Genomic DNA, 10,508 nt, shown 5'->3' with positions numbered 1-10,508 from the left:
GCATCCGAAGCCTCGAGCGTGGTCACCAGTGCATCCGCCGCGTCGGCCTGGCGCAGCGCTTGATCGAGGCTGGATTGTGCGTCGTCCCGCGCGGTACGGGCATCGTCGACCTGCTGGGCAGTGACGTAAGCCTTCGGCGCCAGGGGCAAGAGCCGGGCGAGCGTCGCCTCGGCGAGCGCGAGGTTGGTGCGGGCGCGCTGAACCTGCTCGGCGGCGACGGCCGCGTTCGACTGCTCGGCCGAGATCGTCCGACGTTGAGCGTCGCGTGTCGCCTCGGCGAGTCGCAGGTCTGCCGTGACCTGCGCCACGGCGAGCGTGTAGGGCTCGGGATCGATCGCAAACAGCAGATCGCCCTCGGCGACACGCTGGTTGTCCACCACGGCGATGGTCACGACCCGTCCCGCGATAGTGGCAGCAACGTTGACGACACTCGCCGTCAGCACGGCGTCCTCGGACATGGGATTGTTCGCGGCGCGTTGGAAGTACAACCATCCCGAGAATACCGTGCCGATGACGATCACCAGCGCAACGATGATGCCGACAACCGTGTATTTTCGCGCATAGGCAGACTTGGCCATGCACTAGCGCCCGAAGGTGGCTGCCGCAACAGCAAAGGCAATCAGGCAGGCGAGCGCGATATAGACGAGCGTGCGCATCGGTATGCCTTCGTCGATGCCTAAGCGAATCAGCAGCATCCGCACGAGCACGGAGCCAAGCACGCCAAGGACGGCGCAGAACAGCCAGTAGGGGAAATAGGCGCCGTAGAACGGCAGCGATGGGCTCGCCGTGTATCCGCAGCCTTGCAGCCCGAGCAACAGGGGGGCAAGGAGAAGGATCCGTCTCACGAGCGTGCCTCCGGGCATTCGGTGCCAAGCGTATCTTTGAGGATTGCGCCGGCCTTTTCCGGCGCTGTCGCCGCCCGGGCCAGCGGTCCAAGTGCGGCGGCAGCAAGGCTGCCCGCAATCCCTGACAGCACCGTCCGGCGCGAGACGCCGCGTCCGGCTCCTGAGTGCATCGCGTTCTCCCCGGGCCTCACGCCGACTTCAGCGCTGCCGTACCGTCTGCCGGATCGCCCCTCAATCGTTGAAACGGCAACACCAGCGGCTTGTCTGCTCCGGCCAATGCCGTGAGGTCGAAACGCGTGTAGTTGTAGGTCTCGTAATCGCGCAGAAGGAAGAGCTTGCGGTCTAAGTCCGAGAGGCTCGTCCAACAGGTGAACTCGGTGGCAGCACCACCGCCCGGCGCGTCGAGGCCCTTGACCTCCAGATGGCTGCTCCCGGCCTCGGGAAGATCGATCGTCACCCCCCGCGGCCGGTCGAAATTGTTCATGATATGGGCGAGCGTCGTCACGGCCTTGTCCGGCGTATCGGCCTTCTCGGCGTATTGTGCGTAAAACGCGGCGCGCACGAAGCGCCCGACCGATGTGTTGGACGCCGGCAAACCCGAGGTCGCGACACCCGAATCCGGCTGCGTGGCCACATAGTCGCCGAAGGTCGCGGTCGGCCGATCCACGTTGCTGAGAAACGTGTAGTTGTCGAGATTCGTCAAATGCCAGTCGAAGCGAGGCGCATTGGTCATCACCCGCACGGGATTGTCGTAGACCGACATTTCGCCCTTGTGAAACTCGATCACGAAGGAGGCGCCGGTGGCGTCGTTCACCAGATAATGGAAGGGGGACACCACGCCGCCCAGCATCGCGAGGGCCTCGAGCTTCACCGGCTGCGTGGCGAGCGCCGCTTTGACTTCGGCAACGGAGCCGAACTGCCCCAGCGCCCAGAGCCCGAGATCGGAAGCCGAAAGGACCGCAGCCTCGCTCGGGATCGGCGCCTCGGCCCCGGCAGCCATCGGATAGGACAGCAGACTGAAGGTCAGACCTTGATCGTTCAGCCCTTCAAGAACCTTGAGGTCCGCCGGACCGATGGGGTTGTCCTTGGTCGGGATCCGCGCCGGCATGGTGATGGCGAGGACGCCGTAGCGGGTCGTGAAGCCTACGGGCGGATGATCCGCGACGTGCGAGCTCATGGCGTAGCCTACAGGGAACCAGGCGACCCGATAGGGCAGATCGACCGTGAGCTCGAGCGTCCGCCCGAAATACGACCTGCCGGCGGCGTCACGATAGACGAGCGATGTGCACATAACGATCTCCTGAGTGTCTCGACGCTGGTGTCGTCACCGATTCCGCGCTCCACATCTGCCCCATAGACCGACCCATAGACCGACACAGCCGAAAGCATCGGAGCTCGCTTTCGCTTCGTTCATGGGGTGCGAGACCGGATGCAGGGCAAAAGACCTTGAAGGTGTGTTTCATGTCCACGATCAATGGGGCAATCATAGCCGATGCCGAACAGAACGGGAACAACGAGCGCATCCGGAATTGCGGCAATCGGGCTATTCGTCGCGATACAATCAATACGGCAAACCGAGAGTTAAACAGCTTCGCTTTGGCCCGATGCTCTCGCGGGAAAGGGCACTTCTCGAGCACGGATCGGAAGCGGCGCGCATGCAGCGGGCGGATAGAGCAGTCATGAACAACCCTTTTTCCCGCGCAACCGTGTCGCCGTCGGCATCTGTCTTCCGGCTACTGTTGATTTGGATGCTGTGTTGGACACCGGGCATGGCCTTCCCAGATGCGACCGGCATGCTCGGCCCGCCCGACACCGCCTCGCCGCGCGCCACCTTCACCGGCTTTCTCGCGCTCATCGACACGATCGTCGAGCGCTATGCCGCATACCGTGCAGCGCCGAGCGCCGAGACCCAGCGGGCGGTCCTGCGGGCGGTGGAGCAAGGCATGAACCTGATGGATCTCAGCGGTGTCCCGCCGGCCGCGCAGCATGAGATCGCCACCGCGACGATCATCTGGCTCTGGGAGGTGATCGCACGGGTCGAGCTCCCGCCCGCCGAGGCGATCCCCGATGCCGCAACCGACACAAGCACGGTTGCACCGGCCGACCAACCGCCGCGATGGCGCCTGCCGGGCACCGGAATCGTCATCCAGCGCGTCGAGCAAGGAGCACGTGCCGGAGCGTTTCTGTTCAGCCCCGAGACAATCGCCTCGGCACGAACCTACGCAGAGCGGGCGCGCGAGCTGCCCTATCTGCGCCCATCGCGCATCGAGGATGTCGACGACCTGACAGGAACCGCACTCGGGTTCTCGGGTTGGATGCTGCCGCCGCGCACGATCGAGCGACTGCCGGATTGGGCGCGGCGCCCCATTGCCGGCCAAGTCGCCTGGAAATGGGCCATGCTGCTGGCGAGCCTGGCCTCGACGCTGGCCCTGATCCTCGTGGCGATCCGCTGGTCTCGGCGCCGTGCCTGGGATGCCCGTGTCGGGACCTTGCTGAGACGCCTGGTTGCACCGCTGGCGATGCTGGTGACGACGCAGCTGTTGCGCACCTTCCTCGACGACCAGGTGCAGGTTACCGGCATGGTGACCGCCTGGCCGGATTACCTTGCCGAGCTGGCGTCCGGACTGGCCCTGATCTGGACGATCCTGCTGCTCGCGCGCTGGATTCCCGATGCACTCAACGCCATGCCCCGCAGCGGCACCAAGCACCTGGACCCGAGTCTGGTGCGCTGGAGCGCACGTGTCGTCGCCCTGCTTGCCATCCTGATGCTGCTGTTCTCCGCCGCGCAGGGCCTCGGCATCCCGGTCTACGGCCTGGTGGCCGGCGCCGGTGTCGGCGGTCTGGCCGTGGCGCTCGCTGCCCGCCCGACGCTGGAGAACTTCATCGGCGCGCTGAACCTCTTCGCCGACCGGCCCGTCCGCGTCGGCGACCTGATCCGCTTCGACGAGCGTCACGGCGAGGGCTGGAACCCGGTCGGCCGGGTCGAGGCCATCGGCCTGCGCTCCACCAAGATCCGCCAGCTCGACCGCACCCTGATCACCATCCCCAACGCCGACCTGGCCGAGCGCAACATCGTCAATCTCAGTGCCTGCGATCGGTTCTTGTTGCAGCAGCGCTTTGCGGTGCGTCACGAGACCGGCGACGACCAACTGCGCTATCTGCTCGCCGCGCTGCGCGAGCTGCTGCATGCCCACCCCAAAACCATCCATACCGCAGAGGAGCCGATCCGGGTGCGCTTTGTCGGCTTTGAAGACCATGCGCTCACCGTCGAGCTGCGTGCCTACATCCGCACCACCGGCTATTCGGAGTTCCTCGCCATTCAGGAGGACATCATGTTGAGGGTGATGAAACAGGTCAAGCAGGCCGGAACGGCATTCGGGCTCCCTGCGCGGGTGCTGTACATGGCGCGCGACGCGGGACTCGACGCGCAAGCACGCGCGGCGGCGGAGCAGCAGGTGCGCGAATGGGCCGCCGCCCACGAGCTGCCCTTCCCGGACCTGGACGAGACGCAACGCAAGCGTATCAGCGACACGCTCGACTATCCGCCCGAAGGCTCGCCCGGCGCAGATCGGGGTTGAGGCGACGCACCCAATCACAGCCGACCGTCGCCGGCAAGCCACTGCAGAGCGTAGGGTGGTAGCTGTATGCGACCGCTCGCATCGGTTGACGGATGATTCCCGTTAATGAGGTCGGTGAGTTCTCCGGTTAGGCCCGCGTGACGCGGTAGATCGCCTTGCACGGTCTGTGGATATTCGCTGAAGTTGGCGAGCACCAAGAGATGGCCATCATTGCGGTTGCGAGACCGCTCCACAAATTCACCATGAACTGGTTGTTGTAGGCCAGCTCGCAGCGCTTGCCGGCATTGGCGTCGACCCCGATGTAGCGCAGCAGGTCGTCGGGCGGCACGATCGCTTCGGCCTTGAAGACGGCTTTGGCAATCTCGCGCGATGGTCTCTCTCAGGGGCTAATCACGTCGAGATGATCTCCGAGCTCTCCGGGAACACCCGAATCGGCAACACCTTGCCGGAACGACGGACAGCGGCAGTGGCTGAAACATTTCGAGCTCGAAGAGCGGCGCCGAGCGGTGCCTGACTCGCCACGGCGCAACACGACCAACACCACACCACACTCGACGCGGAGAATCGTCCATGGCGCTGTACACACCGATTATCGAAGCGATGCTGCTGCTGGTGCTCTTGATCATCGCTGCTCTCGTACTGCGGCGCGCGGGCGCCCTCACCGAGGATCACGCGGGGGTGTTCTCTCGGGTGATCACGCTGCTGATTCTGCCCGCGCTCGTCTTCAACCACCTCTCGGCGCATCCGATCAGCGCGGACATGCTCAAGGCGCCGACGATGCTCTTCCTGAGCGGGCTCATGCTGATGGCGCTCGCCTGGTACGTCGGTACGCGTTTCCTGCACCTGGGACGGTTGCAACTTGGCGCGTTGATCCTGTGCACCGGCTTCGGTTCGGCGACCTTGGTCGGGATCCCGCTCGTGGAGATCGCCCATCCGGAACTGGACCTGCAGGAGAGCATCTTGATCGGGGTCTTGGGCGTTGAGCTGCCGCTCTTTATTCTCGGCCCGTTGATCGCGTCCTATTACGGCCGGCGCGACGGATTTTCGCTCGGCGCCGGGGCCCGGGTCGTCCTCGGCTCGCCGATCGTGCCTGCCGTGATCGCCGGAATAGTGTGGGGCCAATTTGCGCTGCCGCGCGGCGGAAATCTCGCGCTGGATACCCTGTTCCTGACGCTCGATCATCTGGAGGCTGCTTTGCTGCCCCTGGTCGGCCTTGCGATCGGTTTGATGCTGAGGCCGATCACCATCGCCAACCTGTTGCCGCTGTTCGCGTTCGTGGCTGCCGTTCAGCTCGTGCTGCAGCCGACGTTATTGGCCATCGGCGCCTGGGTCTGGTCGCTGCCGGAGTCGATTACCGCAACGTTGATCTTGCAAGGCGCGGCACCGGTGACCGCATTGTCGGCGATCTTCGTGCGGCAGTCCGGATGCGACGGGGCACTCGCGGCATCACTGATTTTGTTTACGACACTGCTGTCGCTGCTCACCATTCCGTTGATGGTGATCGCGTTCGGCTGATCCGGCCGTGCCGCAAGACACGCTTGCCCGGTTCTCCGACATCCTGCTGTTTGCGACGGCAATACAGCTGTTGGCCAAGTGGCTTGCGGAATTCGTCGTCGTCGGCGCGCCGTCGGGAGCCGCCATTCTCGCCGTGGGGGTTGCATGACTGCATCGAATACCATCAATGTCCGCCGGCCGACGGATCCTTCGGCGCTTTCCATGGCTCTGTTGGTCGCAGTGCCCGGCCTGTTCTACCTGATGTCGATGATGCTGCGCAATTCGATGGCGGTGGTCGAAGTGGAACTGGAGCGCGCATTCGCGCTTTCAGCCACCGAGGCGGGCATACTCGCCGCTGCGCTGTTCGTCGCTTTTGCCATCGCTCAGATCCCGCTGGGGATTGCGATGGACCGCGTTGGTCCGCTTAGGGTACTGGGGTTTTCGATTCTGATGCTGGTGGGTGGAGCTCTGGCGTTCGCGGCCGCCGACGGGTTCGCTGCCCTGTTGGGCGCACGGATCGCTATCGGCATCGGCGCCGCGCCGATCTATGTCGCGATCATGGGCCTGATTTCTGCCCGTGTCAGCGCAGATCGCTTCTCGACCTATTCCGGCATGGAATCCGGGATCGGGCGGCTGGGCTTTTTGGTCGCCGCAGCACCCTTTGCTTGGCTCGCGTCTGCGGTTGGGTGGCGCACCGGCTACGGCCTGTCGGCGTTGCTGACCGTCCTCCTCGGGGTGGCGATGTTGATCTCGCTGCGGCATGCGGCTTGGACGCCTGGCGAAGCAACCAACTCCTGGCAGGCCATGCGGACCGGTGTGCGGCGGGTTGCACGCGCGCCGGGTGTTGCAGGGTTGGTCGCATTCCAGATCGGCATGACCGGTGCCTCCGTCGTGCTCTTTGCCGGCTGGGGTGCCTCTTGGCTGCGGTCCGTCTATGCATTCACCGGGGTCGAAGCGGCCCAGTTCCTGACGCTGGCAGCCTGCTCGTTTGCCGCAGGTTCCCTGGTCTGGGGTGCTGCGCCGAAACTTGCGATCAGTGCCGTGACTGTGTCCCTGGTCGGCGGTCTGGTGCTGGCCGGGCTGCTTGCGCTTCCGGCGGCTGGCCTGCTCGGGCGGCCGTGGCTTCCGATGTGGCTCATCCTGTTTGGTCTCGTCAGCGCCGGCTATCCGCTCGCCGTGGCCCAGATGCGCGAGTGGGTGCCGAAGGAGTTGCTGGTGAGGGGGATAACGCTGCTCAGCTTTAGTGCCATCGGCGGTGCGGGCGTCCTGCTGGCGGCCTCCGGCGCCTTGATCGACATGTTTGCCGACGCTCCCGGGGAGCATCCGCCGGAGTCTTTCAAGGCGATGTTTGCATTGTTGGCCGGCGTCAATCTCGTCACCACGCTTTCGTACGGTATCGCGACACGTCGACGCTCCGTCACGCGCTGATCCCGGAGAGCTTCTCGGTCGCCCTATCGGCATCGGGAAGGTCCGAGCGTGGACCCGGTGCAGTCGGCCCAACGCTGCGTTGCCTGCGGCTGCACCGGTCCGTCTCGTCAGCCTTGCTTGATCGTCCGATAGAAGGGTTCAACCGGCCCACTGACCACATAAGCCCCTACCGGACCCGAAGCCTGCTGAAAACGCGGGTCGATATGGGAGTTTTCGTGATCGTAAACGCTCTCCCACACCCCGTGCATCAGGTAGGCGCGCAGATCGCCGTCGGGATAGGCGTTTTGAAGGATCTCGGTGGTGACCGCCTTGCGGTAGTGGTGGTTGTCCTTCGATCCTTCCCGGCCGTGGGGATACGCAGCGTCATAATCCGTGTCGTTCACGTCCGGGCGGCACGTGTCCTGCGCAATGGTCAGCAGGGCCTTGACCGTCTCGTTGAACGGCGCGACCTGTCGGTCGTTGATCATGACGTGATTCTCGACCGTGACAGAGGCATTGCCCACCTCGTCGGACTGATGCGCGAGAAACTGCCGGATCTCGTCCGGGGTCGTGTAGATGGCGCTGCGGTCACCGGCGGCAACGGTGATGAAAACGCCCTTGAAGACATCCAGAGCGATCCCTGTCTTGGTCGGCGGTTTCGTTGTCCCGCTGTAAGCGAAGAGCGACGGGGCGATGTTCTCTTCGAACCACGACTGGACATCGGATGACTCGAGCGCCTCGAGATCCGCGAAGCGCAGGAGAAGCGAATAAAATTCCGGTACCTTCGGGTTGTCGATATAACCTTGAGCGAGCACGCCTTTAAGATGTTCGGGGTAGTTCTTGACCATCGTCGACTCACCTGTCATCTGCTTCAACGAGAGACTCAGATAACCGGTTTTGCCTTGCATCAAGGCAATCAGCGCATCGATCGTGTCGAGTACCTTCGCGTGTTCCGGATTCGGAACGCGGAATTCATAATACAGTGTGACCGGCCCTTCGGGTTCTGGGTGGGTCCTCGGCGGCGTGCTCGTATTGGATTCGGCCATCATGTTGTCCTCTATTCGCAACTGTACTCGGTGAATGCAAGATGTTCGGAGAATGCACTCGCCGCAAATCGGGAAGTTTCCCGTCAACAACGCGCGAATCTCCTCATGAGCTCGGCTTTGACTCAAACCGCGACACATCGGGCGACTCTGACGACAGGCGCGCCTTGCGACCCACGATGTTCGCCGCGATCAATGCCGTCCAGCCGCACTGGTGCGAAGCACCTAGGCCTTCCCCGGTCTCGCCATGAAAATATTCGTAGAACAGGATCCGATCGTTCCAGTGCGGATCGCCGCGAAACGGCTTCCGGGTTCCGAAGACCGGTCGCTCGCCACTGTTGTCGCGTAAGAAAAGACTGAGCAGACGGCGCTCGATCTCGTCGGCCACCTCGCCGAGATGTGCCAGCCGCCCTGAGCCGGTCGGCAGCTCGACCCGGACGCGCTCCCCGAGGCATCCGTGCAGATGCCGCAGCGATTCGATGGCGAGAAAGTTCAGCGGAAACCAGACGGGCCCTCGCCAATTGGAGTTGCCGCCGAACAACGCCGTTTGGGATTCGCCGGGCTCATAATCGAGACGCAGCTCGGCCCCATCCATCTGAAGAACGAGCGGATGCTCGCGGTGAAAGCGCGAGAGCGAGCGAAGCCCATAAGGTGAGAGAAACTCGGCCTCGTCGAGCATCGGCGCCAGCACGCGCTTGAGCCGATCCTCGTCGACCAGACAGATCAGCTCGGGGAAGCGCCCCGTCCTGAAATAACGCAGGAAAGCGGTCAGCTCGGGTTTGTTGTCGATGAACCAACGTGCCCGCTTGCGGAAGGTGGGCAGGCGCTTCCAGAGCGAAGCCGGAAGCTCGACGGCGCCAAAGATCGGCAGCAGACCGACCATCGAGCGTGAGCGGATGGTCGCAACCGTGCTGTCGGGCTTGCGCAGGCGATCGTAGAAGAACCCATCGCGCTCGTCCCACAGTTCCCCCATCGCCACGGCGATCGCTGCGAAATGCTCGAAGAACTTGAGCGCGATATCCTCGTAGGACGCGTCGTGATTGGCGAGTCGCAATGCCATCTCGAGCATATTGAGACAGTATTTCGCCATCCAGGCCGTGCCGTCGGATTGCTCCAGCAGGCCGCCGCCCGGCAGGGTCGCGGAGCGGTCGAACGGCTCGATGTTGTCGAGACCGAGGAACCCACCCTCGAACACATTGTCGCCGGTCGCGTCCTTGCGATTGACCCACCAGGTGAAGTTCAGCAAGAGCTTGTGAAACATGCGCCCGAGGAAGTTGAAATCGGTGCCGCCGTCGATGCGAAAGACCGCCAGCGCCGCCCAAGCCTGAACCGGGGGGTTGACGTCCCCGAAGGCCCATTCGTAGGCGGGCAGTTGGCCGTTGGGATGCATATACCAGGCGCGGCCGAGAAGCAGGAGCTGGTGCTTGGCCGCAGCCGGATCGATGTGGGCGAGAACGACGCAGTGAAATGCCAAATCCCAGGCCGCGAACCAGGGGTACTCCCATTTGTCGGGCATGGCGATGACATCGTGGGCGTCGAGGTGCTGCCAACCTGCATTACGACCGCTGCGTCGCGTCGCTGGCGGCGGCGGTTGGGAGGGGTCGCCCATGAGCCAGCGTGCGACGTCGAAGTGGTAGAACTGCTGGCTCCAGATCATCCCGGCGAAGGCTTGGCGCATGACCGCTGCCTCCTCCTCGGTGGCGTCCTGCGGCCGCAGTGTGTCGTAATAGGCGTCCGCCTCGCGACGGCGCTCCGCCAGGGTGTCCGTGAACCCGGCGCCGAGATCCACAGCATCCTCTGCCGCGTCGCGAGCGAGTCGCAGGCGCAGCTCGACCGACTCCCCGGCACCCACGCGCAGCGCGTAGCGGAATGCCATCTTGGTCCCGCGCCGGTCCGGGTTCACGGTCGCGGCGCCCGCGACGACATGATCGTTGATCCCGTCCTTGGGGTAGGGCGGACTGTCGGCACTGCCGAAGAGTCGGGCGGTATTGGTCTCGTTCTCACAGAAGAGCGGCTCGGGCAGCTTGCCGTCCGGGCCGGCGCCGGCTGCCAGATGCCATCGCCCGATGTGCGGGTCGTCCGCCGTCACGCCTGCAAACCCCGTGGCAGCGGCCCCCGCGACGAGCAAAGGCCGCTCCTCG

The 10,508-nt window shown here is 64.2% G+C and carries 10 protein-coding genes; 4 read left to right on the top strand and 6 right to left on the bottom strand.

The genetic code is table 11. The features are described 5' to 3' along the window. The 3 genes from GPT33_RS14065 to GPT33_RS14055 form a co-directional block, all read right to left on the bottom strand. A partial coding sequence (locus GPT33_RS14065; protein ID WP_296809985.1) for a biotin/lipoyl-binding protein occupies positions 1 to 578 on the bottom strand: 578 nt, incomplete at its 3' end. Between the two features lie 3 nt (positions 579 to 581). Further along, complete coding sequence (locus GPT33_RS14060) at positions 582 to 845, bottom strand: YtcA family lipoprotein (RefSeq protein ID WP_296809984.1); 264 nt, start codon at positions 843 to 845, stop codon at positions 582 to 584. 187 nt (positions 846 to 1,032) lie between these two features. Further along, positions 1,033 to 2,136, bottom strand: a complete 1,104-nt coding sequence (locus tag GPT33_RS14055) for a linear amide C-N hydrolase (protein WP_296809983.1) — start codon at positions 2,134 to 2,136, stop codon at positions 1,033 to 1,035. A 478-nt stretch (positions 2,137 to 2,614) separates the two neighbouring features. Between GPT33_RS14055 and GPT33_RS14050 the strand changes: the two genes are divergently transcribed. After that, positions 2,615 to 4,423, top strand: coding sequence for a mechanosensitive ion channel domain-containing protein (locus GPT33_RS14050; protein WP_296809981.1), 1,809 nt, complete (start codon positions 2,615 to 2,617; stop codon positions 4,421 to 4,423). Between the two features lie 127 nt (positions 4,424 to 4,550). Here the strand turns inward: GPT33_RS14050 and GPT33_RS14045 are convergent, their stop codons facing one another. Continuing rightward, entirely contained in the window at positions 4,551 to 4,751 is a 201-nt protein-coding gene (locus GPT33_RS14045; protein ID WP_296809979.1) for a hypothetical protein, read from the bottom strand. A 242-nt stretch (positions 4,752 to 4,993) separates the two neighbouring features. Between GPT33_RS14045 and GPT33_RS14040 the strand changes: the two genes are divergently transcribed. Genes GPT33_RS14040 through GPT33_RS14030 form a run of 3 tightly spaced genes read left to right on the top strand, consistent with a single transcriptional unit; the run spans position 4,994 to position 7,345 of the window. Beyond that, positions 4,994 to 5,938 carry an AEC family transporter gene (locus GPT33_RS14040; protein WP_296809977.1) on the top strand — a complete coding sequence of 315 codons (945 nt, stop codon included), beginning with the start codon at positions 4,994 to 4,996 and terminating at the stop codon, positions 5,936 to 5,938. A gap of 7 nt (positions 5,939 to 5,945) precedes the next feature. Continuing rightward, positions 5,946 to 6,086: a hypothetical protein gene (locus tag GPT33_RS14035; RefSeq protein ID WP_296809975.1), complete on the top strand. Its 141-nt coding sequence runs from the start codon at positions 5,946 to 5,948 to the stop codon at positions 6,084 to 6,086. Further along, a complete protein-coding gene (locus GPT33_RS14030; RefSeq protein WP_296809973.1) occupies positions 6,083 to 7,345 on the top strand; it encodes an MFS transporter in 1,263 nt (420 codons plus the stop codon). The genes GPT33_RS14035 and GPT33_RS14030 overlap by 4 nt, the downstream gene beginning before the upstream one ends. Positions 7,346 to 7,452: 107 nt before the next feature. Here the strand turns inward: GPT33_RS14030 and GPT33_RS14025 are convergent, their stop codons facing one another. Together GPT33_RS14025 and GPT33_RS14020 are read right to left on the bottom strand one after the other, a co-directional pair. Next, entirely contained in the window at positions 7,453 to 8,373 is a 921-nt protein-coding gene (locus tag GPT33_RS14025) for a hypothetical protein (protein WP_296809971.1), read from the bottom strand. Between the two features lie 100 nt (positions 8,374 to 8,473). Beyond that, a partial coding sequence (locus GPT33_RS14020) for a glucosidase (RefSeq protein WP_296809969.1) occupies positions 8,474 to 10,508 on the bottom strand: 2,035 nt, incomplete at its 5' end.

The organism is Thiocapsa sp., from assembly GCF_011390875.1.
GTDB lineage: Bacteria > Pseudomonadota > Gammaproteobacteria > Chromatiales > Chromatiaceae > Thiocapsa.
The sequence above is the reverse complement of the archived record's forward strand: the minus strand, read 5'-3'. Positions and strand labels throughout refer to the sequence as shown.

Excerpts from the sequence above, each read along its gene's own strand:
- GPT33_RS14055 (WP_296809983.1), bottom strand. The coding sequence starts at position 2,136 with ATGTGCACATCGCTCGTCTATCGTGACGCCGCCGGCAGGTCGTATTTC.
- GPT33_RS14040 (WP_296809977.1), top strand. The coding sequence starts at position 4,994 with ATGGCGCTGTACACACCGATTATCGAAGCGATGCTGCTGCTGGTGCTC.
- GPT33_RS14050 (WP_296809981.1), top strand. The coding sequence starts at position 2,615 with ATGGCCTTCCCAGATGCGACCGGCATGCTCGGCCCGCCCGACACCGCC.
- GPT33_RS14025 (WP_296809971.1), bottom strand. The coding sequence starts at position 8,373 with ATGATGGCCGAATCCAATACGAGCACGCCGCCGAGGACCCACCCAGAA.
- GPT33_RS14030 (WP_296809973.1), top strand. The coding sequence starts at position 6,083 with ATGACTGCATCGAATACCATCAATGTCCGCCGGCCGACGGATCCTTCG.